Origin of the sequence: Phytobacter palmae, from assembly GCF_039409775.1 — a bacterium.
GTDB lineage: Bacteria > Pseudomonadota > Gammaproteobacteria > Enterobacterales > Enterobacteriaceae > Phytobacter > Phytobacter palmae.
Genome location: NZ_JBCIVJ010000010.1, coordinates 130,758 through 156,116, shown reverse-complemented (window position 1 = coordinate 156,116; position 25,359 = coordinate 130,758). Strand labels below are relative to the sequence as shown.

Here is a 25,359-nt window from a genome sequence, read left to right as displayed (position 1 = left end):
GATAACCTGTTTTTAATATGGAGTGATCATGACACCGCATGTGATGAAACGAGACGGTAAAAAAGTGCCGTTCAAATCAGAGCGCATCAAAGAAGCCATTCTACGTGCAGCTAAAGCAGCGGGAGTCGATGACGCAGACTATTGCGCCACCGTCGCAGAAATTGTCAGTCAGCAGATGCAAAACCGTTCACAGGTCGACATCAGCGAGATCCAGACCGCTGTCGAAAACCAGCTGATGTCCGGTTCCTACAAACAACTTGCTCGTGCTTATATTGAATATCGCCACGACCGTGACATCGCGCGTGAGAAACGGGGCCGCCTGAACCAGGAAATTCGCGGTCTGGTGGAACAGACCAACTCCGCACTGCTGAACGAAAACGCAAACAAAGACAGTAAAGTCATCCCGACCCAGCGCGACCTGCTGGCCGGCATCGTTGCCAAACACTATGCCCGTCAGCACCTGCTGCCGCGCGATGTGGTACTGGCGCACGAGCGGGGCGAAATCCATTATCACGATCTCGACTATTCACCGTTCTTCCCGATGTTCAACTGCATGCTGATCGACCTGAAAGGTATGCTGACCCATGGTTTTAAAATGGGGAACGCGGAAATCGAGCCGCCGAAGTCCATCTCCACCGCCACTGCGGTCACCGCGCAAATTATCGCGCAGGTAGCCAGCCACATATATGGCGGTACCACTATTAACCGTATCGACGAAGTGCTGGCGCCGTTTGTCACCGCAAGCTTTGCCAAACACCGTAAAGTCGCCGAAGAATGGCAAATCCCGGATGCTGACGGCTATGCACACAGTCGCACCGAAAAAGAGTGTTATGACGCCTTCCAGTCACTGGAATACGAAGTTAACACGCTGCACACCGCCAACGGTCAGACCCCGTTCGTCACCTTCGGTTTTGGTCTTGGCACCAGTTGGGAATCGCGTCTGATTCAACAATCGATTCTGCGTAACCGTATTGCGGGTCTGGGTAAAAACCGTAAAACCGCCGTGTTCCCGAAACTGGTGTTCGCCATTAAAGACGGCCTGAACCATAAGTTTGATGACCCGAACTACGACATCAAACAGCTGGCGCTGGAGTGTGCAAGCAAACGCATGTACCCGGATATCCTCAATTACGATCAGGTCGTGAAAGTGACCGGCTCGTTTAAGACGCCAATGGGCTGTCGCAGTTTCCTCGGCGTGTATGAAGAGAACGGCGAACAGATTCACGACGGGCGTAACAACCTGGGCGTCATCAGCCTGAACCTGCCGCGCATCGCACTGGAAGCCAGAGGCAACGAAGCCATATTCTGGAAACTGCTGGACGAACGGCTGGTGCTGGCGCGTAAGGCACTGATGACCCGTATCGCTCGTCTGGAAGGGGTAAAAGCACGGGTGGCGCCGATTTTGTACATGGAAGGAGCCTGCGGCGTGCGTCTGAAAGCGGACGACGATGTCTCTGAAATCTTCAAAAATGGCCGTGCATCTATCTCTCTTGGCTATATCGGCATCCACGAAACCATTAATGCGCTGTTCGGTAACGAACATATGTTCGACAGCGAAGCGCTGCGCGCTAAAGGCGTTGCGATTGTTGAACGGCTGCGTCAGGCAGTGGATCAGTGGAAAGAAGAGACCGGCTATGGCTTTAGCCTCTACAGCACGCCGAGTGAAAACCTGTGTGACCGTTTCTGTCGTCTGGATACCGCCGAGTTTGGCGTAGTGGATGGCGTAACGGATAAAGGTTATTACACCAACAGCTTCCACCTTGATGTCGAGAAAAAGGTAAACCCGTACGACAAGATTGATTTTGAAGCGCCATACCCCCCGCTCGCCAGCGGCGGCTTTATTTGCTACGGCGAGTACCCGAACATTCAGCACAACCTGCGTGCGCTGGAAGACGTCTGGGATTACAGCTATCAACATGTGCCGTATTACGGTACCAACACGCCGATTGATGAGTGCTACGAGTGCGGCTTTACCGGCGAGTTTGAATGTACCAGCAAAGGGTTTACCTGCCCGAAATGCGGCAATCACGATGCCGCACGTGTGTCGGTGACCCGTCGCGTGTGCGGTTATCTGGGTAGCCCGGATGCCCGTCCGTTTAATGCCGGGAAGCAGGAAGAAGTGAAACGCCGCGTGAAACATCTGGGGAACGGGCAGCTCGGCTGAATTGCGGTTCGTTGGGAGTAAGGGCATTACCCTCTCCCTCAGGAGAGGGGCCGATCGAGAGCGGTGTTGAGGCTTGTGTTCGTCGCCGCCAACGCCGCTACAGCGTCAAATACGACGAGGAAAAATGCGATACCACCAGTACTACCCTGTCGATATTGTTAATGGCCCCGGCACGCGCTGCACCCTGTTTGTCTCCGGGTGCGTACACGAATGCCCCGGCTGCTACAACAAAAGCACCTGGCGGTTAAACTCCGGTAAGCCGTTTACCAAAGAGATGGAAGACCAGATCATTGCCGATCTCAACGACACCCGCGTCAAGCGCCAGGGTATTTCGTTGTCCGGCGGCGATCCGCTCCATCCGCAGAATGTGCCGGATATCCTCAAACTGGTGCAGCGCATCCGCACCGAGTGTCCGGGCAAAGATATCTGGGTCTGGACGGGGTATAAGATAAACGAGCTAAACGACGCACAAATGGCCGTTGTTGATTTAATTAATGTATTGATTGACGGTAAGTTTGTGCAGGATCTAAAAGACCCGGCGCTTATCTGGCGGGGAAGCAGCAATCAGGTAGTACACCACCTGCGATAGTAAAAAACCCCAGCACAGGTGCCGGGGTTTTCAATAGCCCGGATCAGGCGCTTGCGTCACCATCCGGGTTTTCTCCCACAGCGCTACGCTGTCCGGGGCTACGAATACATGCGATCATCCAGCCTGAGCGGATTATTTCGCCACGATAAAGCGTTTGTCGTCATCCATATAGGCTTTGTCGCCAGCTGGCGCAATAATCGAACCAAAGTTCATGTGCGCGCGCAGCTTCCAGCTTGCCGGGACATTCCAGGTACGCTGAACATCTTCATCCACCAGCGGATTGTAGTGCTGGAGATTAGCGCCAATACCTTTCTCAGCCAGTGCCAGCCATACCGCATATTGCGCGATACCGGAGCTATGCTCTGACCAAATCGGGAAATTGTCGGCATAGGCGGCAAACTGCTCCTGCAACCCGGTCACGACGTCCTGATCTTCAAAGAACAGTACGGAACCCGCAGCTGCGGCAAAACCATCGAGTTTGTCGGAGGTGGCGTGGAAGCTCTCTGCCGGAACAATTTTTCGCAGTTGTTCACGAACCAGTTCCCAGAACTTGTTGTGCTCATTGCCCAGCAGAATCAGCGCGCGAGAACTCTGCGAGTTGAACGCAGATGGCGCTTGTTTGATGGCGTCCTGAATAGTCTGAACAACTTCTTCTTCCGGCAACGGCAGGTCTTTGCCCAGTGCATAAATCGTTCTGCGTTGTTTCGCTAAAGCAAGGTAGTTCTCTGGCATAACGCCTCCTGAAAGCGTGGTGAATTCCAACGGAGTTGGGTTTTGCGTGACAGGCTGCTCCCGGGAAAGTAGTACGTTCAAAATTCGCTGAAACGAGTTCATGGTTCGCTGCTTCCTGTCTGTCCCTTAAACGAGAGCAAACACCCCGCTGGCTGTTTGCCCTGACTGTGAAAAGAGTAATCCTGCCAGCCAGTTAGGGAAAGCAGAACTATTTGGATCTATCATACAAAAAAAGTGAAAGAACCCTTTGCGTGATTATTTTCTAAACATATTCTTTTTACTGCCGATAATGACGTAGTCTCGTTCTTTCCCGCGTAGATTCATCATCCAACGAGGCAGAAGGCTCCTTGCATCAGGTCCTGGATTGCATTTTTCGGAGATGACAATGAACGGTATTGATAAAATTACCGCCGTAAGCGCAGGCACATTCGGTGATCCTCATTTATCAAATAATGAAAGTACGTTTGGTCTGCGAAATAAACCCAAATCAGCAGATATTAATTCTGACACGAATAGCGCTGGCAGCGATGACAGTAGTGCCAAACTTTCGCTATCGTCCAAAACAGCGGAGGAAATTAAGAAACAACATCAATTAAAACAGGAAGAAATAAAAAAGACTGACTACACCCTGGAAATGACGGGCATCCCGCTATTTCATGGCCGGCTGATCTCAGTGGTCAAGTATCCTGACGGGAGTGAAGAGATGGTTGATGCCCTCTCTGGCGTCAGATTAACGGCACAAGACCTGCAGCAACAGTTTAGTCATTCTACAGAAAACGTTCAGGAAGCATTAAATATAGAGATGGCAAACATTGCAGGGACACCGGGAGAGACTATTAAATCTCATGCCGGAAACGCAGAATAAATATTAAAAAATATAATCAATCTTCCTTGCGAAATAGTAAATCATTTACTACGCACACAGGAATATAAGATAAGAAAGCCTTATTTCCGACAAGGAAAATAAGCTCAGGCATTAAAGAGAATATTCGTTTTACTCTTTCGGAATATTAAGCAGTAACGTCTGGTCAGGTGGGGCGCGTTGTTTCAACGCGCAAGCCCATTAAAAACGGCTAACGCATTCCATCGCCACGGCTTTAAATGACATGAAATCCTTACAGGCACTCAATCGGGATGCAGCTCGCTCGCGTAAAAATGTCACAAAAATATCGTATATCGCCATCGCCTCTTCATATTCGCTTTTGCTAATGGCCAGCAGGAAAATAACGTGGGCTGTCTCCTCTCCCCACTGAATACCGTGTGGGGCCAGCACCGTATAGACCACCGTCTTTTGGGCCAGCAGCCCCAGCGAGTGCGGCAGCGCGATCCCTTCACCCAGCATGGTGCTGACAATCGCTTCACGTTCTACGACCGAGTCGAGGAAATCAGCATCGACAAACCCTTCCCGCTGAAGCTGGGCACAAAGCGTAGTGAACAACGTTTGTCTGTCTAACGGTCGGTCGATAATAGTGAAATGCGAGGCATCAAAATACTTTTCCAGAATCCACGGTCGCGTTCTGTCCACCAGCACCAGCTTGCCGATCTGTTCAAGCTGGTAGTCCGTCGGGAAAGGCGCAATGGTCACAATCGGCTTATCTTTTTCGCTGATTCTTGCCGTGGAGATAACAAAATCCTCGCTAATGGTCTCGCACTGCTCATAGTCGCGCAACGTCACCGTGCGGGTGACTTCAATCTGCGGATATTTGCGCTGCAGCACCGCCTCAATCATTCGCGCCATCGCGTTACCCGCATCGCATACCAGCATTACGCGCGGCTGGCGCTGATAGCCAATATTGTAATGTCGTTCCAGGCCAACGCCGATGTGCAGCACCAGAAAGCCGACTTCGTTTTCGCTAATGACATAGGGCGTGTATTTCCCCCAACTGGAGACTGCTGCCAGCGTCATGTCCCACGCCATCGGGTAGTGCTGCTTGATGTTATCCAGCAACGGATTTGGGATCATGATTTGATAGCGTACCCGGGTGATCATGGTCTTGATATGGGTAAGCAGGTCCGCATGTAACTGCGCGTCGTTTTGCAGGTTGTAGTTATAGTGGTTGTTGATGTAATTGAGGATGTAATTAACCAGCGCTTCGTCATCGTCCGCACTGATAGCGCTGGGGGTAATGTCCTGCAACTGACGCCCGGCAATATGTACCCGCAACCAGTGTACTTCCGAAGCCGCCAGCGGCTTTTCCGCCAGCTGTTGCAGCACGGCGGCGATCTCCCGCGCAGCTTCCCGCACGTTCTCGTCGCCGTCTTCGGCAGTGAAGTCTGACAGCGGAAATCCTTCGCTGATACGGCGTACCGCTACCGCACAATACAGGCGAATGAACAACTCGCCCTCATCGGTCAGCCGAATATGATGCCGACTAAAAACATCGTGCAGAATCACCGCCAGTTGCTCAGGTATCCCTTTATTGAGCGCCTCTTCGGTGACGAGCGGGTTACGGGCATTCTGCTGCGTCAGCTCCCAGAGTAAATCCGTCAGGCAGGCGCGTAGCGCCATTTCGCTGCCGAACAACTTCATGCCGTGACGCGGTCGGGTCTCCAGCGTCAGTCGGTAGCGGGAAAACCATTCCCTGACCTCCGCCATGTCATTTTGCAACGTGGCGCGGCTGACAAACCACTCGTCGGCCAGGTCCTCCAGCTTGATGGAAAAGGCCGATGTCAGGAAGCGCAACAGCAGATACTGTACCCGCTCCGGCCCGCTACGGGGAATACGCAGCGTGCGCGGACGCTCCGCCTGCAGGGTCTGATAACGGGCGGCATCGTCAATTTTTAACTGATACCCACTGCCACGGTTGAGAATAAACTGCGCCCCGTGGCTTTCCAGTAAAGCATTCAGCGCAGTGATATCAGCCCGGACGGTACGCGTGGAAACCGACAGCCGCTGCGCCAGCTCATCCTGCGGCAGCGTCTCGTTCTGCAACATCATGAACAGTTGCGCTAAACGTTGGTTGGGGAATCGCACGTCGTTGTCCTCTTAATATGGCGGGAGGGATTGCCCCTCCCCCTGACCCTCTCCCCAAAGGGACGAGGGGACTAAAAACCCACGCGCTGTTGGGTTATCGCCAGCAACTGGCGGACATCCTCAGGACGGGTATCGCCACTTACCTTATCAATAATAGAACTATAAATATGAGGAATGATTTTACTCACCCCCGCGTCCAGTGCGATCTGTAAAATCTCGCCAAAGTTCGCCAGATCGATACCGCCCGTCGGCTCCAGCCAGAAGTCATAACGCGCGCACGCTTGTGCTACCGCCACGTACTCTTCACGACATGTCAGGCCGCCCATCGGGAAATATTTAATCGAACTGCCGCCCATGTCTTTGAGCAGTGCAATTGCCGTTTCCACCGGCACGATGCCATCTGCTGCCTGACTGCTGAGCGGTCCGGTAGAGATTTTTACCAGGCCCGGCGTGCCTGTTGGCGACACCAGCCCGTTCACCACGGTTGCGTTCTGTCCGAGCAGCGCACGGCTGGTCGCCACCCCGGTAAAGACCTGATTAACGTGCTGCGGCTGTACTTCGCGGGAGATAGCACTCACCATCGCCGACTGATTCGGATCCCCCGCTCCCAGACCAACGGAGAGGGCATTGTCGATACGCGCCGCGTACTCGCGCATGTCCGCTACCGCGCTTGCCACATCCGGATAATTTTTGGAGAGCACCCCCACCAGCACATGACCTTCTGCGGCCTCGTAAATGGCACTGGCGTTCTCCTTGCTTCCCGCCAGCACATTCAGGCAGACACGGTCGTGATAAAAATTGGGCGTCAGTTTCATGCGCGGTGCTCCTTATTTAATTCTTCGGCGATACGATCCGCCACAATGTCCAGTTGCTCAGCAGTCACGCTGCGTACATCGGCTTCGATGATCCCTTCATTGGCTTTATAACCACGGAAATAAATGGCGTATTCACCCTGCTTAAGAGCGCTGACCAGCTCGCCGGTGGCGATGCCGGTGATGGCTTCATCAAACTTGATTTCGCTGCGGGCAATGTCGCGACCAGCGCTGTCCCACACTACCCTGGCGCTGACGCCGTTGAGTGTATTCAGCCTGTCGATAAACGGCGTCATTTTGGCAACCATTTCTGCGCCGCTCTCTTTGGTGGCGTTCAGGTAGTGCTCGATGGCACATGTCAGGCCGAGGATGCCTTCTTTACCCACTTTCATGGCGCGCCCGATACCTGCCGTCTGGCGTTTGACCCACTCTACGTACTGCGTTTTGCCGATGACCAGCCCGCTGGTTGGCCCTTCGATCGCCTTCGCGCCGCTGTAAATCACCAGATCTGCCCCGGCACGGTAATAGCACTGCAAATCTTCTTCCGCCGCCGCATCCACAATCAGCGGCAGGTTATGTTTACGTGCAACGACGGCCGCCTGCTCCACGCTCAGCATGCTTTTTTGCACGCAGTGGTGCGATTTGATGTAGAGGATTGCCGCCGTGCGCGGGGAGATGGCCGCCGCCAGCTGATCGGCGGAGCACTCATTGGCATAACCTGCCTCCACAACCTTTCCGCCGCCCAGCGCCACCATCGTACCCACCGGGGCGCCAAAATTGACGTTGTGGCCGCGTGGCAGGACGATTTCGTTATTCTCGATTGGCGTGCTGTGCAGGTTTTCCAGCAACCAGTCGCTGTCTTTCACCAGTACCGCCGCCACCGACTGGGCGATCCCCGCTGAAGCGCAGGAGACCACCGTCGCCCCTTCCACCTCCAGCAGCTTCGCAATGTAGTCGCCGGTCTTATTCACCAGATCTTTCATTTCGAAGTAGTGGTTCATGCCACTCAGCACGGCCTCCACGACCTCCGGGCGCGGCGTGGATACACCCAGCGCCGTCATGCGCCCGGAGGCATTAATCACTTGCTTTAACTGATACTTTTCATAAATCGAAGACATGTTCCGCACTCCCTTGTTCGGTCATATAGCCCTTGCCTGCGCGAATGGCGGCGAGCGGCGTAAGTAGCTGGTCGGCCTGCAGGGTGTCATTTTCCGCGTCACGAAAAAGCACGGGCTGACGGCGCAGGTCGAAAATGGTCAGGTCAGCGTCATAGCCTACGGCAAGCCGGCCTTTGCAACGCAAACGCAGCCCCTCGGCGGCATGGTCGGTCACACAGGCAATCACCTGTGGCAGCGACATACCAATAGACAAGAATTTGGACATCACTTTCGCCAGCGAGAAGACCGGACCGTTGATCCGGTTGCGGCAGTAGATATCCGAACTGATAGTCTGCGGCAGGATGCCAAGAGAAATGGCCTGCTTCGCGACGGCAAAGCTGAAACTGGCGCTGCCGTGCCCGATATCCAGACGCACGCCGCGCGCAATGGCTCGCATAACTGAGGCGCGCAGTTCGCCGGATGGTGTCAGAATGCGGTTAGGTTTGCCGTTATAGCAGTGGGTGATGATGTCACCGGAAGTCAGCAGATCGGCAATCTCATCAAGGTCCGGTGGGTTATTACCGATATGTACCATGAGCGGCAGGCCACCGTTCTCTTGCTGGATAGCCCTGGCGCGCTCCAGTGGCCTAATTCCATTCTCGCCGACCACGCTGCTGCTCATGCGCGCTTTCAGACCGACGATAAAATCCGGATGACGTTTCACCGCCTCGCGCGCAGCATCGGCGTCGATATTCGCCATGTTTGCCAGTTCGTTTTGCGCGATCAGCCCAACGCGAGAGATGTTCAGCAGCGCATAAACTTCGGTCACCGCCTTGCGGGTAAGGGTATAAAAGTCATCAATGTCGTCTGCACCCGTACTCCCCGCATCAATTACCGTGGTCACACCCGTCGCGATACCGACGCTGTCCGGCTGGTCATTGTAAATCGGTGATTTGGAGTAACAATGGACGTGGGAATCAATCCAGCCAGCACTCACGTAATGCTCACCGCCTAAATCGACGGTTTTGGTCGCCGGGCCGCTAATGTCGCCCAGCGCCGCGATTTTACCGTTTTCGATGGCGATATCCGTCACCGTGTCATCCACCAGACGTGCCCGGCGCAGGAGTAAATCAAACATGCAAATCTCCAGTGATAGCGGGCGCTTACGCGCCCGGTCAGATCAAAGTGCAATCGGGAAGAGAGAGCCCAGCAGCATCGCCCCGAGGATGGCGCCCCCGGTAATCGGTTTTTGCCACAGATAGAACAGCAGTGCGCCAATCAACGAGCCGATGCCGATAGGAATCGACGCGGTCATCGCGCTGAGGATAATCAACGGCCCCAGGAAACGACCGGAAGCATTGCCCGCCCCCATCATGACGTCCGCCCCGTAGGTGGAGTCGCTCTGGTTGATGGTGAATTTACGCGCCAGGATAATGATGTAACCAATCGCCAGGCCAATCACCAGGCCGGTCACCAGTGAAGCGATAAAGTTGGTCACCGGGAACATAATCCCCGCACCCAGCAGCAACGCAGGAACGCCAAGGCCAACGCCGGTTTGGATTGCCCCGCCGATGTCCAGAATCCCCACCAGCGAACCTTCAATAATGCGGGCAAACAGGAAGCTCGCGCCAAAGGCTGCCACCGCACCGTACGCGCCGGTATCAATCCCCGATTTCAGCATCGCCACGAATGCCACTTCGTTAAAGGCACCGATGCCGTAGAGGTAGTACATATGGGTCCCGGCGAAAACGCCGGAAGAGAGCAGACCGACAAAAATCGGAAATGACCAGTCGGCGTACCAAAAACCTTTATTCTGTTCCATCATCGTTCCTTACTTGCCGCTGAGCGAGTTATGGATGAGCTCCAGCCAGTTCGGCGCGCTCAGGTGGAAGGACTGGATCATTTTCAGATCGAAGCCACGGAAGAAGGCACTCAGGACGAACAGGGCCACAATGGCGCTCATCATCACTTTGGTGACGCGATGCCAGCCGCTCTCTTCCACACCTTTACCAATCAGAATGCCCAGCACCAGGCCCGGCACGGCATTACCCATGATAAGCTGCGCCGCCCCGCCAAAAACGGTGGCCCAGAAGCCGGATTTTTTCCCTGCATCAATCGCCGCCAGCCAGAAGATAACCGGCATCACGGTGTTGACCAGCAGGTTCGCCGCAGGCACCAGCACTTTCACCGCCGTCACCTGCAGGGCCGCCGGAACGGAGGAAGCCGTCAGGTTAAGGAAGGTCACCACGATCATGCCGATCAGGCCGCAGGCGATGGCCATCTTTTTGGGATCGTGGAGGGTTTCGCCGACGTTACGGTTTTTCACCATCAGCGCCGCCGCGCCCCAGTTCGGGATGATGCGATGATCAACGTCCTGGGTGAAGGAACCCGCCGCTACGGACGAGGCCCAGGCATTGAAGAAGAAACCTAAACCAAAGGAGAAGTGAGAGGCCGGATCCCCTTCGCAGGAGTTCAGCTCGCCGAGTGTACGAAATGCGCCCATTCCTTGTGTGGTTGGCGCATGAAACATGCGTGCAGCCCCAGCGCCTACCCCGACGCCCACAAGGCCGCCGATGATGAGCGATTTTATTAGTATGATTAAGAACATCAGTCTGCCCTTTTAGTCAGAATCAGCGTTGCGTGACGAAATCCACTTTGTCGAGATTGATGGCGGTCACGTTGACGGTGACATCCAGCTCCACGCTGTACGTCCGTCTTTCGCGGCGCAGAAAGAAGAATAAAAAAGCCTCTTTCCGCGTCGTTTCATGCGCATGAACAACCTGCACATCCTGTGGCTCTATACGCAGTAAAATGTGCGGCGACGCTTTCATCACCGCGGCCTGAACATGGTTCAGCGCATCGGAAAACGCGCGCGCTTTAGCCTCGCCTTTCCCTTTCACCCTGACCGTGGTGGTGAATTGTTCTTTCATGGTTACGCGCCGTATTTCTTCTGCCACGCCTGCACCAGGCGCTCGCCTAACTCTTCTTTATCCATAAAGCCGAAACCCAGTACATTGCAGCCTTCGTTGATAGCGGTGACGCCCTCTTCAACCGAACGCATGCCATATTTGGCTTTATAGCCGTGTTTGTTTTGCGCGGTGATAGCGCCCGCGCCGCCGCTGCCGCAAAACGAGATGCCGAACGTCGCATTTTCCGTCTTCATCACATCGCCCAGCTTCATATCCGCCGCCACACCCGGTACCACGACAGCGCGACCACCGGCTTTCTCAACGCCTGCCGCCACTTTCTGGCCTTTACCCAGACGGTCGCCAATCACTACGGTAATCTGTTCCATTGTTCGCTCCTTACAGGTTGTCTTTTGCCACTTCGAAGTGCACCGACAGTAGCCAGGCTTCTTCTTCCGGGAGATTGCCAAATTGCGCCACAACGTCGCGGGCAAGTTGCATTGATTCAGGCGAGATTTCGTCAAACAGGCTGGCATCCACCTCCGGTAGCGGCTCACCCGTCACCGATCGATGAGCCATCGCGCGGACATGCGAGGTCAACATCTGCTGCTGCACCGCGTTAGGCGTGATGTTGTGCTGGCTCAGCAAGGTGTATACCTGCGTGAGCATATGCCCGGCCAGGCTTGCCGTTTGTTCCGCCTCATCTCCCGCGTCGTTCATTACCGCTCCGTTTTTCACTCGTCTTACCCCGTTAATGGCCTGGAATAAAACTAACGTTGCAGGTTAAGAGTTTGTAGCGAGGAGTTTTCCACTTTGAAGTGGAAAGCCGGGAGACTTTAGTGATCTGCGCCACATTAATGTGCCCCTCCGGGGGTTTTCACTGTGCAACGCTCACAGGTTTGATGGAAAAATGCGGAAAACCGGGGGTACGGGAGAATAAAAAAACGGCCAACGCGAAGGCAAAAGTGTGACGAGATAAGGGTTCCTTATGAAAAAGGATCAAAAGCGCGTTTTTATCGCCTGCAAAAAGTAGTCGGTAAACGAAGAGACGATAGGCAGCAGCGGCCTGATCGGTAAGCGCAACAAATGCATTGGTCGCGGTGGGGGCAGGTAGTCTGGCAGCACAAGGCACAGGCGGCCTTCGTTGATGTCCTGCTGCAACGTCAGAACCGAGTGCTGCACTATCCCCAGCCCGGAAAGCGCCGCCTGGCGTATCGCTTCACCGGAATCGACCATCAGACGCGGCGTGATGGCAATCTCCACCTTCCCGGAGGGGCCTTCAAGTTGCCAGCTATGATCCGAACGCCACTGGCTGAAACTGATGCAATGATGATGCTTTAGCTCCTGCGGCGAGAGTGGCATGCCGTGGCGTTGCAGGTAATCAGGGGAGGCGGCAAGGATCATACGATACGGCGGAAGCGGGATGGCGACGATCCCGTCGTCGTTAATATTGCCAATGCGGATCGCCAGCTGGAAGCGCTCCTCAATCAGATCCACCTTCCTGTCCGTCAGCACCATTTCAGCATCGACCCCAGGATATTGCTGCAAAAAACGCGACAGGATGGGGGTAAGTACGCGCTGGCCATAGGTCACCGGCGCACTGATACGCAGCATACCCGCGACATTGTCATAAAGATGGTTTGCCAGCCCGTCCGCCTCACGAATGGTGGCAAGGATCTGTAGCCCGTACTGGTAAAAACGCTGGCCGGCATCCGTCAGTCCCTGACGCCGGGTCGTTCGGTGAATCAGCTGGCAACCCGTTCTGGCCTCCAGCTCGCGCACATGTTTTCCCACCATCGCCGGGGTGATGCCAAGCTCTTCCGCCGCCGCGGTGAAACTGCCGCAGGTTACCGTGCGGACAAAAGACTCAACGCATTTTAAGTAATCCATTCACCACCCAGATTCTAAACTTTGGCTATCAAATCAAAATAACAGAGCCCTCTTTATCCGCCCATTAACGGGAGGAATAATCGTCAAATTACCGTCTATTAGGTCATTTTATTATGCAATCACTGGTTTTTGATGAGTTTGGCTCTGCCGACGTGTTGTACCTGCGAGAGAGCGCCACACCGCAGCCGGGGCCAGGCGACATTCTCGTTGAAATTTCCGCTGCCGGGCTTAACTTTGCCGATGTCTACCGGCGACAGGGACGCTATCCCCTTGCCGGAAACGCCCCCTGGATCGCGGGTTATGAAGGGGCCGGGCGAGTGGTGCAGGTCGGTGCGGGGGTCAGCGGCTGGCAGCCAGGGGATCGTATCGGCTTTACCGATGTACCGCTGGCACATGCCAGCCACGTTATCGTGCCTCAAACCCATGCCATTCACCTTCCCGACTGGCTTAGCGAGGAGCAGGCCGCCGCCGTGCTGTTGCAAGGATTGACCGCTGATTACCTGATCCACGATGTACTGCCAGTTTTGCCGGGGATGCGCGTTGCTGTACTGGCCGCTGCTGGTGGTGTTGGGCGATTACTGACGCGGATGCTCGTCCATCGGGGCATTCGCGTGGTTGCCGTTGCATCAAGCCAGGGGAAGCAGGCCATCTGTCTTGCCCATGGTGCGGAAATTGCGGTGGGTTATGACATCTGGCAGAAACAGGCCGCAGGTTGCGATATCGTTTTTGATTCCGTGGGTAGCACCCTGTTACAGAGCCTGGAAGCCGTAAAAGAAGGCGGCCGCGTGGTGCTGTTTGGTATGTCAGGAGGGAAAATTCCGACGGTGGATCCGGCTGATTTTTTGCTGAAATCTTCCGGTGTGCTGGGGGCCGATCTGTGGACCTATTTGAGTTCGCGTGAGCAACGGCAATTGCGGGCGGATCGCCTGTTCGGACTTATCAAAGACGGACATGTTTCCCTGCCAGAGATCACCGCGTTTTCACTGAGGGAAGGGGCAAACGCACATCGTTTGCTGGAGAACCGGGAATTTAGCGGGAAGATCGTGCTTGTCCCGTAGAGGGGAGAAAAGCGGGGCATATGCCCCGCTTCGGGATACTTAGCGGAACTTCTTGTGGTTGCTGTTGCGGGTGGCTTTGAAATCCTCAGCCGCCGCTTTTGCTTCTTTGACTTTGCCTTCGTTCGCCAGTTTCAGCGCGCCGTCGATTTGCCCGATCAGCGTTTGCATCCCCTGGTGGTAGTCTTTCATTTCCGGGCTGTCCGGCGCTTTGCCTTCCAGCTTCGGCGGTGTCGCTTTTTGTGCGTCTTCGGCAGCCGTGCGCATTTTGGTTAACGCATCTTTGATGGTGGCGGCGTCATCCGATTTTTCGACAACCTGGAGGTTTTTGTTGAGGGTGTCCATGTCATCTTCAAGATCGGCAGCAAAGACATGTGCCGAACTCAGGACAAGGGTAGAGACAGCTAACATCGCCAGCAGTTTTTTCCGCATTGCTCACTTCCTTTTTTATTATTAAAAAAAGCCAGACCCTGAATAACCCGAATTTCAGGCAAGCGGCAAACACGTAAATGCCAGCCACTTACCGGGTAAGCGACTGGGGTGGGCACGTGCAGCCTGCGCACCTGCAATCAGAATTATGACGGGCGTTACTGACCGGCGATTTTCATCTCCGGTAACAACACTGAACCACACTGAATATTGCTACGTGTTTCGATATCGTCAGCAATCGTAACGATATTACGCCACATATCTTTCAGATTTCCTGCAATAGTGATCTCACTTACCGGATACTGAATTTCACCATTTTCCACCCAGAAACCCGCCGCACCGCGCGAGTAGTCGCCGGTAATGCCGCTGACACCCTGCCCCATCAGTTCGGTAACAACCAGACCAGTGCCCATTTGTCTGAGCAGTTGCTCAAAACTCAGGCCGCGCCCGGCGATCCGCCAGTTGTGGATCCCGCCCGCGTGCCCGGTACTTTTTAGCCCCAGCTTACGTGCGGAGTAGTTAGTCAGCAGCCACTGCGTTAATACGCCATCTTTGATGATGTCGCGACGTTCAGTGCGCACCCCTTCACTGTCAAAGGGCGTAGACGCCAGCCCTTTCAGTAAATGCGGATGTTCTTCAATGGTCAGCCATTCCGGCAGAATTTGCTTACCCAGCGAGTCGAGCAGGAAGGTGGATTTGCGATAAACCGACCCACCCGCAATCGCCCCGACCAGATGCCCGAACAGACCGGTCGCCACTTCATGACCAAAAATGACCGGCGCTTTCATGGTCGAGAGTTTACGCGGAGCAAGACGCGATAACGTACGACGCGCGCACTCTTCGCCCACCCACTCAGGGCTTTGCAAATCGCGAATATCACGGCTAATGCTGTAAGCGTAATCGCGTTCCATATCCCCGTTCTCTTCGGCGATAACGCAGCTCGAGAGCGAGTGGCGCGTAGAAGCATAGCCCTGCAGCATGCCGTGGCTATTGCCGAAGACTTTAATACCGTAGTGGCTATTGAAGCTGCCGCCTTCGGTGTTGTTAATGCGTTTGTCCGCTTTCAGCGCCGCCTGTTCTGCGCGTGAAGCCAGCTCAATGGCTTCATCCGGGGAGACTTCCGCCGGGTGGAAGAGATCCAGATCGGGGGCGTCAAAGGCCAGCAGCTCTTTATCGGCCACCCCGGCACAGGGATCCGGCGAGGTGTAGCGGGCAATATCGAGCGCCGCCTGCACGGTGCGGGCAATAGCATCCGGGCTTAAATCGGTAGACGACGCGCTGCCCTTACGGTTTTGATGATAAACCGTAATCCCCAACGCCCCATCGCTGTTAAATTCTACGTTCTCCACTTCACCGTAGCGCGTGCTGACGCTGATCCCGGTGGTCTTGCTGACAGACACTTCCGCACCATCCGCTTTTGCGGAGGCCAACTCCAGCGCGGTAGAAACCGCTTCTTCCAGTGCTTTGCGTTGTTGTGCAACTTGTGTGATTACTTTCATCGCCAATGCCATAATTAGAGGAGAGAATCTTTGAAGTCTAACAGAGAACCGTTTTTCAGTGCGCCCCTTAACTGGTAACATTAGCCTCTTTTTTGAGGAACCTGAGATGACAAAGCAGCCCGACGACTGGCTCGACGACGTTCCCGGTGACGACATCGAGGACGAAGATGATGAGATCATCTGGGTCAGTAAGAGTGAAATTAAACGCGACGCCGAGGAATTAAAACGCCTGGGCGCGGAACTGGTAGACCTGGGTAAAAACGCGCTGGAGAAAATCCCGCTCGACCAGGACCTGCGTGACGCCGTTGAACTGGCGCAGCGCATTAAGATGGAAGGTCGCCGCCGTCAGTTACAACTGATTGGTAAATTGTTGCGTCAACGTGACGTTGAGCCAATTCGCCAGGCGCTGGATAAGCTGAAAAACCGCCATAACCAACAGGTGGCGTTTTTCCACAAACTGGAACAGCTTCGCGACCGCCTGATTGAGGAAGGCGATGATGCCATTGCGGAAGTGTTAGGCTTGTGGCCGGACGCAGACCGTCAGCAATTGCGCACGCTTATCCGCAACGCAAAGAAAGAGAAAGAAGGAAACAAACCACCAAAATCTGCGCGTTTGATTTTCCAGTACCTGCGCGAGCTTTCCGAAGCCGCAGAGTAATCTCTCCCGGATGTGCGGCTCGCCCCGCACATCGCTTTTGCTTCCCCCACTCCGCATTTTGCAACGCTTCCCCGGCGACTATCGTTTGGCTGGTAATTACGCACCATAAAAGCTGAATCGTTAAAGCAAAAATCTGCACATCTCACAAGATCTATGTATAAAACTGCATCGTTACATAGATCAAAGCGATCAATATCAGGTTTTTGATCACTAAAGCGTGCCTTTTTACACCAGATGAAACGGATCACATTTTTTGGCATCGGCAATTATTAGATTTCAGAGGTCACAAAAATAATCGATTCAGCAAAAAGGAATAAAAATGAAAAAAGCCCTGGTATTATCTACCCTCGCTCTGCTTATCTCTGGCAATGTCTGCGCAAAGACATGGTTGCTGACAAGTGCTGAAAGCGGTGTAGAACAAGGAAACTGGCAGGTCACCAGCCAGCAGCTGAAAATTAAAGATCAGACTTTCAGCATTGAGCAAAAAGTCCTGCACGGCGGCAAGCAGGAAGGCAGTAAAATCATCACTATCAACAGCCAGAATGGCCTGACAATCACCCTGAGTCCGACACGCGGCATGAATTTGCTCCGTGTTGAAGGTTTTGGCGTTCGGATGGGCTGGGATTCACCGGTAAAAGAGGTGGTTAACCCGGCGTATATGAATCTGGAAAGCCGCAATGGCCTGGGATGGCTGGAAGGATTCAATGAAATGCTGGTGCGCTGCGGCTATGAATGGACCGGCCATCCGGTCACCGCTGACGGGCAGATTTATACCCTGCATGGCAAAGCAGGCAACACCCCGGCCTCACAGGTTTCCGTGGATGTCAGCGAGAAAGCACCATATGAGATTCGCATTCGTGGGCTGGTAAAAGAGAGCACCTTCAAAAAAGCCGATCTGCAGACCGAAATGGAGTTGAGCTACATTCCGGGCAGCAACAGCTTTACTCTGCATGATGTGCTAACCAACCATGCGGATTACGCGCACGACTACCAAATCATCTATCACAGCAACTTCGGCACGCCGATTCTGGAAGAGGGTGCGCGCTTTATCGCTCCGGTCGAGAGCGTCAGCCCGTTCAACGATTACGCCAAAGCCGGACTGAAAAACTGGCAAACCTACAGCGGGCCGACCAAAGGCTTCGATGAAATGGTATTCAACTTCAAACCGCTGGCTGACGCACGTAAAGAGACCGTGGCAGCGGTGATTAACAAAGCCGGCAATAAAGGGGCGGCTATCAGCTTTAACACGCAGCAGTTGCCGGTGCTGACGCTGTGGAAAAATACCGACACGCTGAAACAGGGCTATGTGACCGGGATTGAGCCGGGCACCAGCTACGCCTATCCGGTAACCATTGAGCGCGAACAGAAACGCGTGAAGAAACTTGAGCCGGGCCAGAGCACCCGTTTCGATTTGACCTACACCCTGCTGCATAACGCAAGCCAGGTTAAGGATGTGGAAAAACGTGTTGCCGATATTCAGGGTAATAAAGCGCCACAGATTATCGACACCCCAATCGCCAAAGAGTAAGCATAAAAAAACCGCGCCATTCCCATCAGGTGGCGCGGTTTTCTGCACATATCAACTCACGCTTAATGTCTGCACAACCGTCCTCTCAGTCGCACGACAAGCAGGTCAATTACTCTGCGGCTGCTTCGGCTTTCTTCGCCAGCCCATCCAGCAGTTTTTGATGAATACCGCCAAATCCGCCATTGCTCATCACCAGAATGTGATCGCCTGGCATCGCCGTTTTGAGGATCATCTCTGCCAGCGCATCGACATCGCCGCTCCAGTGGGCAGGCACCACACAGGCGTCAGCCACTTCCGCTACCTGCCATGGAATATGCTGAGGCTGTAACAGGAAGACTTCATCGGCACGCCCCAGGGACGGTGCCAGATCGTCCTTGCAGATACCCATTTTCATAGTGTTCGAGCGCGGTTCCAGTACGGCAATAATGCGCGCTGTACCGCCCACTTTGCTGCGCAGGGCAGCCAGCGTCGCCAGAATCGCCGTCGGATGGTGCGCGAAGTCGTCATACACTTTAACGCCGTGCGCTTCTCCGCGCAGTTCAAGGCGACGACGGGCATTCACGAACGAGCCCAACGCATCGGCAGCGTCGGCTGGCGCAACACCAACATGACGGGCAGCGGCAATCGCCATCAGGCCGTTATGCATATTGTGTTCGCCTACCAGACCCCACTTCACCTGCCCGACTGATTCACCGTCCAGCAGTACTTCCCATTCAGACGCATCGGTGGTCAGTTTTTTTGCCTGCCAGTGGCCCTGTTCGCCCACCAGTTCTTGCTCGCTCCAGCAGCCCATCGCCATCGTCTGTTTCAGGTTGATGTCGTTTTCAGGCCAGATGATCTTGCCCTGCCCCGGCACAATACGCACCAGGTGGTGGAACTGTTTCTGGATCGCTTTCAGATCGTCGAAGATGTCCGCGTGATCGAACTCAAGGTTATTGAGGATCAGCGTACGCGGGCAGTAATGTACAAATTTCGAACGCTTATCGAAAAACGCGCAGTCATATTCGTCGGCTTCGATGACGAAGAACGGGCTTTCCCCTAAGCGAGCGGAAACCTCGAAATTTCCCGGTACGCCGCCAATGACAAATCCGGGTTTATAGCCGCAGGCTTCCAGAATCCAGGTTGCCATACCTGCCGTAGTCGTTTTACCGTGTGTTCCTGCCACCGCCAGTACCCAACGGTCACGCAGCACAAAGTCATGCAGCCATTGCGGGCCTGAAACATACGGAATGTTTTTTTCCAGCACCGCTTCCACACACGGATTGCCGCGCGTCATCGCGTTGCCAATGATGACCAGATCCGGTGTGTTATCAAGCTGGCTTGCGTCGTAACCCTGAATAAGTTCAATGCCTTGCTTCTCAAGCAGGGTGCTCATCGGCGGATACACATTGGCGTCCGAACCCGTTACCTCATGGCCCAGTGAGCGCGCCAGCAGCGCCAGACCACCCATGAAGGTGCCACAAATCCCCAAAATATGAATGCGCATTCGTCTCTATCCTTCTTATTTACGGCGCACATTTTACCCTCTTGTCTCATATGACGGAAATGCATTTCAGGATAATCCGTATTGTGCTGGCGCGATTCACCTGTGCGCGAGCATTTGAATCTTTGTTAATATTGTTGCAGTGACATTACTCCATATAAAACGTAGGGACAGGGTATGAAAACGTTAGGTGAATTTATTGTCGAAAAGCAGCATGAATTTTCTCATGCTACCGGTGAGCTGACTGCACTGCTCTCGGCAATAAAACTGGGTGCCAAAATCATCCACAGGGATATCAACAAAGCGGGTCTGGTTGATATCCTGGGTGCCAGTGGCGCCGAAAACGTCCAGGGAGAGGTGCAACAAAAACTCGACCTGTTTGCCAATGAAAAACTGAAAGCCGCGCTGCGGGCGCGAGACATTGTCGCGGGTATTGCCTCTGAGGAAGAAGACGAAATCGTCGTATTCGAAGGCTGCGAACACGCGAAATATGTTGTGCTCATGGATCCACTGGACGGCTCCAGCAATATCGATGTTAACGTTTCTGTTGGTACCATCTTCTCTATCTACCGTCGTGTTACGCCGGTAGGCACGCCTGTCACCGAAGAAGATTTCCTGCAGCCGGGTAGCAAGCAGGTTGCCGCGGGCTATGTAGTTTACGGCTCGTCCACCATGCTGGTGTACACCACTGGTTGTGGCGTACATGCCTTCACCTATGACCCCTCTTTGGGTGTGTTCTGCCTGTGTCAGGAGCGTATGCGCTTCCCGGAAAAAGGAAACACTTACTCCATCAACGAAGGCAACTACATCAAATTCCCTCTGGGCGTGAAGAAATATCTCAAATTCTGTCAGGAAGAGGATAAGTCCACCCAACGCCCTTACACCACGCGCTACATCGGTTCACTGGTGGCGGATTTCCATCGAAACCTGCTCAAAGGCGGTATCTATCTGTACCCGAGCACTGCGAGCCATCCGGAAGGGAAGCTGCGTCTGCTCTATGAGTGCAACCCGATGGCGTTCCTGGCGGAACAAGCTGGCGGTAAAGCGAGTGACGGTAAAAACCGTATTCTGGATATCGTGCCGGAAAGCCTGCACCAGCGTCGCCCGTTCTTCGTTGGGAATGAACATATGGTAGATGATGTCGAACGTTTTATGCGTGAGTTCCCGGACGCGTAAACGCGGCATCTGGTCCCGGGTTAGCTTCGCTTACCCGGGCTACGAGCCCGCATAGAGCCATAATGCCGCATCCGGGTTGCCCGGCGCGGCATTTTTTAATGCACAAAAGTCCGTTTTACTCGTTCAGATACCCGGAAATAAGGTATCCAGATACAGCAAGCGACAATCGCACGAATCAGAGAACGGGTGTCGTCATAGTCAATCGGAAGATTCATCAGCGCGTTCGCCAGCCATAAATCGACGCCCACAAACACCACGCCGTACAGAAGAAAAACGATGTAAGTAAGCGGTAACTGACGCTTTTTGCGCAAAAAGAGACTGCCCACATAAATCGTTAGCAGAAACTGTCCGATAAAACCAAAGAGCTCAAAGTAAATGACCGCCAGCCCCGTGGTGGTAAAGCTGCTGCTGAATTGCAGTAGCGCACGCGCGGTATTATTAATGGCCAAAATACTCATGACTAGCGCCACAAGCAGCCCCAGCGCGGGAAGATACAACCAACCACCAATTTTCTTAAATTCTTTGGCCTCACACGCTTCGCAGTAATCGCTGCCTTTAATCGCTTCGTTATCGCACTGAATACAAATGTGTTTTCTGATCTCTTCCTGTGTGTCCATCTATCCTTACCCTGTATAAAATAGCCCCGCGCGAACCTGCGCAGGGCAAATTATTATGCAGTTGGCTGCAAACGGAAAGAGGCCATCGCCTCCAGTAATTCGCGGGACTGCTCTTCCAGCGAACGGGTCGCGGCGGAAGATTGCTGCACCAGAGAGGCGTTTTGCTGTGCCGTTTCGTCCATCTGACTGACAGCAATATTCACCTGCTCAATGCCACGACTCTGCTCCTGCGACGCGCTGGCAATCTCACGCATCAGCTTCGTCATACGCATGACCTCTGACGCAATCTCATCCATCGTTTCGCCTGCCTGCATCGCCAGATCGCTACCCTCTGATACATGAGCCTGTGAGCTGCTAATAAGCTGACGGATCTCTTTAGCCGCATCAGCGCTACGGCTCGCCAGATTACGCACTTCGCCAGCCACCACCGCAAAGCCGCGCCCTTGCTCCCCTGCCCGGGCCGCTTCAACGGCGGCATTCAGCGCCAGGATGTTGGTCTGGAAGGCAATGCTGTCAATCATGCTGAGAATATCGGCAATGCGGCTGGAGCTGTCGGAAATGTCGCGCATCTTCTCAATTACGTAGCAGACCATCTCACTGCCGCGATCGGCAGTATCAGAGACCGATTTCGCCAGTTGATGCGCCTGGTCGGCGTTATCCGCATTCTGTTTTACCGTGGCGGTAATCTCTTCCATGCTGGCAGCTGTCTGTTCCAGCGATGTGGCCGTTGATTCAGTACGTTGCGCCAGATCGACGTTACCCAGCGACAATTCACGGCTGCCGGTATCGATTTGCGAGCTGGCGTCACGTACGCGGGTAACGGAACTGATCAACGAGTGACGCATGTTCTCAATCGCCGTATTCAGACGGTTAAATTCTTTACTGGCGCTACTGAGGCTCACCGAGGCCAGATCGCCGGCGGCAACGTGCTCCAGTTGTACAATCGACGCATCGAGCGGCTTAAGTAGCATATGACGCAGTGCCAGCCAGGCCAGCACGATAATGCCCGCCGCCGCCAGTGCAACAACGACAATCAGCATCATCACAAAATTTTTGCTCGACTGGACCGCACTTACCTCGGCTTTGCCACGGTTTTCGCCCCAGGTCAGGAACGCCTGGATATCGTTATCAAACTGACGGGAAACCGGAACTAGTTTGCTCTCCAGCAGATCATAATAAGCATCCGCACTCTGTTGGTTTAACGCTGCCTGCATCGGTTTGATGCCCTGATCCAGGTAAATAGCGTAGCTTTTTGCAACCTGAGCCAGCAGCGCGGCTCCCTGGTCGTCATCCACGCCCGCTTTAATGACGCTGTCCAGCGCTTTACGTCCCTGCTCAATTTCACCATTAATGATTTTTACCGCACTGCCTGCGTCAGCAAGCAGGCCCACTTCCATCATTCGTACGGCCTGACCCGACTCGTTACGCGCACGCAGAATTTGCGTATAGCCTTGATTGAGGCGCGCCATTTTCTCGCCTTGCAGAACGCTGATACGTTCCAGGGAGGATGAGCTTTTGCTGAGGGCATAAATTCCGATGCCGCTTACCACCAGCAGCAGGAAAGTCATAATAGCGAGAAGGGAAAGCAAACCAGTACGAAGCGAGAGCGTTCTGAGCATGATAGTTTTTCCGGTAGCAGAGATTCTTTCAGGCGTAAAATAAGCCTCATTGGCAGGTTATCGACCGCCACCGGAAAAACTTTACTTCTTTTTAATTATTTCAATGTGTTACTGCCTTGTTGCTGCCGTGCTAACACGTGTAACAGGCGAGCTCTGGCGATTCTCCCACAGCACCGTAAGACCACGTTGTAACGCGATAAAAATAAACAATAAAATGCCGATCGCGATTTTGGTCCACCAGGAACTCAGTGTTCCGTCAAAATTGATATAGGTTTGGATTAGCCCCTGAATCGCTACACCGAACAGCGTACCCAGTACCGTGCCCACACCGCCGCTCAGCAGCGTACCGCCAATCACTACCGAGGCAATTGCATCCAGCTCAACCCCGACACCGGCCAGCGCATAACCCGCCTGGGTGTAGACAGAAAAGACAATACCTGCCAGCGTTGCCAGCCCGGTGGAGAGCATATAGATACGAATGGTGGTACTGCGAGTTGAGATCCCCATCAGGTTCGCCGACGTTGCATTGCCGCCAATGGCATACACTTCATTGCCAAAACGGGTTCGATGGGCAAGGAAAATACCGATGACCACCACTCCTAACATCAGCAGCCCCATGGCACTCAGACGCCCACCGCCGGGAATCAACCATGACAGCCCGGACAGCGTGTCATACACCGGATGGTTAATCGGGATCGACTCTTCGGAGACCAGATAACTGACACCGCGTAAAAAGAACATCCCGGCCAGGGTAATGATGAACGCCGGAATTTTCAGCGCGTCGATCAAAAGCCCCATGAATGCGCCAAACGCGCAGCCCATCACCAGCACCAGCGGGAAAGCCACCAGCGGCGATATCCCCCAGAAGCCGATGGCCTTCGCCAAAAACACCCCCGTGAAGGCAATCACCGAGCCCACGGAGAGATCTATCCCGCCGGAGAGAATCACAAAGGTCATACCGACAGCGATAATCCCCAGGAAAGCGTTATCGGTCAGAATGTTGCAGATAACACGTGTGGACGCAAAGCCGGGAAACTGCGTCAGACAGTAGAGATACCCAAGGATAAAAACGCCCAGGGTGATCATCAGCGGTAAATTACGTTTTATCATGACCGCGCGCTCCTTTAATCAGTGCGATAAAGCGCGGCGACTGAACAATCAGTACGCACAGCACCACCACCGCTTTCACCACCTGGTTAAGCTCTGGCTGGAAGCCGGAGAGCAAAATCCCTGTATTCATGCCCTGAATAATCAGAGCCCCTACCACCGACAGCACAAGGTTAAAGCGTCCGCCCATTAGCGATGCACCGCCAATCACCACGGCGAGGATGGCATCCAGCTCCAGCCAAAGACCGGCGTTGTTGGCATCAGCCCCACGGATATCCGCCGCCACAATCACCCCGGCAATAGCCGCACACACGCCGCTTAACACATAGGCCAGCATCACCACAGTGCGGGTATTCACCCCGGCATTTTTCGCCGCGCGGATATTAATCCCCACCGCTTCAATAAACATGCCCAGCGCCGTTTTACGGGTAAACAGCCAGAAGATAATCAGGGTGGCCAATGCAATGATGACCGGTGTCGGGAACAGGAGCAGCTTACCGCTACCAATCCAGGCCAGATTTGGCGCGTTAAACGTGACGATTTGCCCGGAGGTAATCAGTTGCGCCACCCCGCGCCCGGCTACCATCAAAATCAGCGTGGCGACGAACGGCTGGATCTTTAAAATCGCAACCAGAACACCGTTCCACAGACCAGCGAGAATCCCCGTACCCAGCGCGGCAAGCAGCACTATCGGCAATCCATATCCGGCCACGGTCATTGATGCGGCGGTTGCCCCGGCGATGGCCATTACCGCGCCGACAGAGAGATCGATCCCCCCCGTCGCGATCACAAGCGTCATACCAATGGCCAGTAACGCCACGGGCGCGGCGCGGTTGAGAATATCAATCGGGCTGCCGAACAGGCGCCCATCCTGTAACACAATCTGGAAGAAATGGGGGGCCACCAGGCTATCCACCACCAGTACCAGAATTAGCGCCAACAGTTGTGGCGTCCCTGTGGGCCACTTAAAGTGGCGCTTCGGCTGCCCGGTTTGCGGGAGTGATTGAGGCATCACACAGTACTC

The 25,359-nt window shown here is 54.2% G+C and carries 25 protein-coding genes; 7 read left to right on the top strand and 18 right to left on the bottom strand.

The genetic code is table 11. The features are described from left to right. Nucleotides 1-28 precede the first annotated feature (28 nt). Nucleotides 29-2,164: an anaerobic ribonucleoside-triphosphate reductase gene (gene nrdD / locus AAIG39_RS14060; protein ID WP_249569637.1), complete on the top strand. Its 2,136-nt coding sequence runs from the start codon at nucleotides 29-31 to the stop codon at nucleotides 2,162-2,164. 124 nt (nucleotides 2,165-2,288) lie between these two features. Further along, complete coding sequence (nrdG, locus tag AAIG39_RS14055; protein ID WP_090081095.1) at nucleotides 2,289-2,753, top strand: anaerobic ribonucleoside-triphosphate reductase-activating protein; 465 nt, start codon at nucleotides 2,289-2,291, stop codon at nucleotides 2,751-2,753. Nucleotides 2,754-2,885: 132 nt separating this feature from the next. On the opposite strand, the gene AAIG39_RS14050 is transcribed toward nrdG, so the two are convergent. Next, on the bottom strand, nucleotides 2,886-3,485 hold the full coding sequence (locus tag AAIG39_RS14050) for a nitroreductase family protein (protein ID WP_090081093.1): 600 nt from the start codon (nucleotides 3,483-3,485) through the stop codon (nucleotides 2,886-2,888). Between the two features lie 385 nt (nucleotides 3,486-3,870). On the opposite strand from AAIG39_RS14050, the gene AAIG39_RS14045 reads away from it, so the two are divergent. Next, complete coding sequence (locus AAIG39_RS14045) at nucleotides 3,871-4,350, top strand: hypothetical protein (RefSeq protein ID WP_343194124.1); 480 nt, start codon at nucleotides 3,871-3,873, stop codon at nucleotides 4,348-4,350. Between the two features lie 198 nt (nucleotides 4,351-4,548). Here the strand turns inward: AAIG39_RS14045 and AAIG39_RS14040 are convergent, their stop codons facing one another. The 10 genes from AAIG39_RS14040 to AAIG39_RS13995 all read right to left on the bottom strand — a co-directional run bounded on the left by AAIG39_RS14040 (nucleotide 4,549) and on the right by AAIG39_RS13995 (nucleotide 13,164). Beyond that, nucleotides 4,549-6,459, bottom strand: a complete 1,911-nt coding sequence (locus AAIG39_RS14040) for a BglG family transcription antiterminator (protein ID WP_343194123.1) — start codon at nucleotides 6,457-6,459, stop codon at nucleotides 4,549-4,551. Nucleotides 6,460-6,530: 71 nt separating this feature from the next. Continuing rightward, nucleotides 6,531-7,274, bottom strand: a complete 744-nt coding sequence (gene dagF, locus AAIG39_RS14035; protein ID WP_249569640.1) for a 2-dehydro-3-deoxy-phosphogluconate aldolase — start codon at nucleotides 7,272-7,274, stop codon at nucleotides 6,531-6,533. Next, nucleotides 7,271-8,389 (bottom strand): DgaE family pyridoxal phosphate-dependent ammonia lyase, encoded by a 1,119-nt coding sequence (locus AAIG39_RS14030; protein WP_090081086.1) that lies wholly within the window; start codon nucleotides 8,387-8,389, stop codon nucleotides 7,271-7,273. Before AAIG39_RS14030 ends, dagF begins: the two co-directional genes overlap by 4 nt. After that, the gene (locus AAIG39_RS14025; RefSeq protein ID WP_343194122.1) at nucleotides 8,373-9,506 is read right to left on the bottom strand and encodes an amidohydrolase/deacetylase family metallohydrolase; all 1,134 of its coding nucleotides are present in this window, start codon (nucleotides 9,504-9,506) and stop codon (nucleotides 8,373-8,375) included. Before AAIG39_RS14025 ends, AAIG39_RS14030 begins: the two co-directional genes overlap by 17 nt. 42 nt (nucleotides 9,507-9,548) lie before the next feature. Beyond that, nucleotides 9,549-10,190, bottom strand: a complete 642-nt coding sequence (locus AAIG39_RS14020; RefSeq protein WP_090081080.1) for a DUF4310 family protein — start codon at nucleotides 10,188-10,190, stop codon at nucleotides 9,549-9,551. Nucleotides 10,191-10,199: 9 nt separating this feature from the next. Then, a complete protein-coding gene (locus tag AAIG39_RS14015; protein ID WP_039077745.1) occupies nucleotides 10,200-10,976 on the bottom strand; it encodes a DUF4311 domain-containing protein in 777 nt (258 codons plus the stop codon). 22 nt (nucleotides 10,977-10,998) lie between these two features. Then, a complete protein-coding gene (locus AAIG39_RS14010; RefSeq protein WP_039077746.1) occupies nucleotides 10,999-11,298 on the bottom strand; it encodes a DUF4312 family protein in 300 nt (99 codons plus the stop codon). Nucleotides 11,299-11,300: 2 nt separating this feature from the next. Beyond that, nucleotides 11,301-11,663, bottom strand: coding sequence for an SFCGS family glycine-rich protein (locus tag AAIG39_RS14005; RefSeq protein ID WP_017459110.1), 363 nt, complete (start codon nucleotides 11,661-11,663; stop codon nucleotides 11,301-11,303). A 10-nt stretch (nucleotides 11,664-11,673) separates the two neighbouring features. After that, the gene (locus AAIG39_RS14000; RefSeq protein WP_090081078.1) at nucleotides 11,674-12,012 is read right to left on the bottom strand and encodes a PRD domain-containing protein; all 339 of its coding nucleotides are present in this window, start codon (nucleotides 12,010-12,012) and stop codon (nucleotides 11,674-11,676) included. A 261-nt stretch (nucleotides 12,013-12,273) separates the two neighbouring features. Beyond that, complete coding sequence (locus AAIG39_RS13995; RefSeq protein WP_090081075.1) at nucleotides 12,274-13,164, bottom strand: LysR family transcriptional regulator; 891 nt, start codon at nucleotides 13,162-13,164, stop codon at nucleotides 12,274-12,276. Nucleotides 13,165-13,277: 113 nt separating this feature from the next. Here AAIG39_RS13995 and AAIG39_RS13990 point away from each other — a divergent pair, with 113 nt between their 5' ends. Then, the gene (locus AAIG39_RS13990) at nucleotides 13,278-14,222 is read left to right on the top strand and encodes a quinone oxidoreductase family protein (protein ID WP_343194121.1); all 945 of its coding nucleotides are present in this window, start codon (nucleotides 13,278-13,280) and stop codon (nucleotides 14,220-14,222) included. Nucleotides 14,223-14,261: 39 nt separating this feature from the next. Here the strand turns inward: AAIG39_RS13990 and cybC are convergent, their stop codons facing one another. Together cybC and pmbA are read right to left on the bottom strand one after the other, a co-directional pair. Next, nucleotides 14,262-14,651, bottom strand: coding sequence for a cytochrome b562 (gene cybC, locus AAIG39_RS13985; RefSeq protein WP_090081070.1), 390 nt, complete (start codon nucleotides 14,649-14,651; stop codon nucleotides 14,262-14,264). Between the two features lie 155 nt (nucleotides 14,652-14,806). Beyond that, nucleotides 14,807-16,159, bottom strand: coding sequence for a metalloprotease PmbA (gene pmbA / locus AAIG39_RS13980; protein WP_090081068.1), 1,353 nt, complete (start codon nucleotides 16,157-16,159; stop codon nucleotides 14,807-14,809). Between the two features lie 94 nt (nucleotides 16,160-16,253). Between pmbA and yjgA the strand changes: the two genes are divergently transcribed. Both yjgA and AAIG39_RS13970 read left to right on the top strand, forming a co-directional pair. Further along, entirely contained in the window at nucleotides 16,254-16,805 is a 552-nt protein-coding gene (gene yjgA / locus AAIG39_RS13975) for a ribosome biogenesis factor YjgA (RefSeq protein WP_047372043.1), read from the top strand. Between the two features lie 319 nt (nucleotides 16,806-17,124). Further along, entirely contained in the window at nucleotides 17,125-18,333 is a 1,209-nt protein-coding gene (locus AAIG39_RS13970; protein WP_343194120.1) for an aldose 1-epimerase family protein, read from the top strand. A gap of 109 nt (nucleotides 18,334-18,442) precedes the next feature. Here the strand turns inward: AAIG39_RS13970 and mpl are convergent, their stop codons facing one another. After that, complete coding sequence (gene mpl / locus AAIG39_RS13965; RefSeq protein WP_090081063.1) at nucleotides 18,443-19,819, bottom strand: UDP-N-acetylmuramate:L-alanyl-gamma-D-glutamyl-meso-diaminopimelate ligase; 1,377 nt, start codon at nucleotides 19,817-19,819, stop codon at nucleotides 18,443-18,445. 174 nt (nucleotides 19,820-19,993) lie between these two features. On the opposite strand from mpl, the gene fbp reads away from it, so the two are divergent. After that, nucleotides 19,994-20,992 (top strand): class 1 fructose-bisphosphatase, encoded by a 999-nt coding sequence (fbp, locus tag AAIG39_RS13960; protein ID WP_090081061.1) that lies wholly within the window; start codon nucleotides 19,994-19,996, stop codon nucleotides 20,990-20,992. Between the two features lie 95 nt (nucleotides 20,993-21,087). Here fbp and AAIG39_RS13955 read toward each other — a convergent pair whose 3' ends face one another. The 4 genes from AAIG39_RS13955 to ytfT all read right to left on the bottom strand — a co-directional run bounded on the left by AAIG39_RS13955 (nucleotide 21,088) and on the right by ytfT (nucleotide 25,350). Continuing rightward, nucleotides 21,088-21,609: a DUF2569 domain-containing protein gene (locus tag AAIG39_RS13955; protein ID WP_090081060.1), complete on the bottom strand. Its 522-nt coding sequence runs from the start codon at nucleotides 21,607-21,609 to the stop codon at nucleotides 21,088-21,090. A 53-nt stretch (nucleotides 21,610-21,662) separates the two neighbouring features. Further along, nucleotides 21,663-23,228 (bottom strand): methyl-accepting chemotaxis protein, encoded by a 1,566-nt coding sequence (locus AAIG39_RS13950; protein ID WP_090081057.1) that lies wholly within the window; start codon nucleotides 23,226-23,228, stop codon nucleotides 21,663-21,665. Between the two features lie 108 nt (nucleotides 23,229-23,336). Further along, complete coding sequence (yjfF, locus tag AAIG39_RS13945) at nucleotides 23,337-24,338, bottom strand: galactofuranose ABC transporter, permease protein YjfF (RefSeq protein WP_090081055.1); 1,002 nt, start codon at nucleotides 24,336-24,338, stop codon at nucleotides 23,337-23,339. Then, on the bottom strand, nucleotides 24,325-25,350 hold the full coding sequence (ytfT, locus tag AAIG39_RS13940) for a galactofuranose ABC transporter, ATP-binding protein YtfT (protein ID WP_090081052.1): 1,026 nt from the start codon (nucleotides 25,348-25,350) through the stop codon (nucleotides 24,325-24,327). Before ytfT ends, yjfF begins: the two co-directional genes overlap by 14 nt. Nucleotides 25,351-25,359 lie beyond the last annotated feature (9 nt).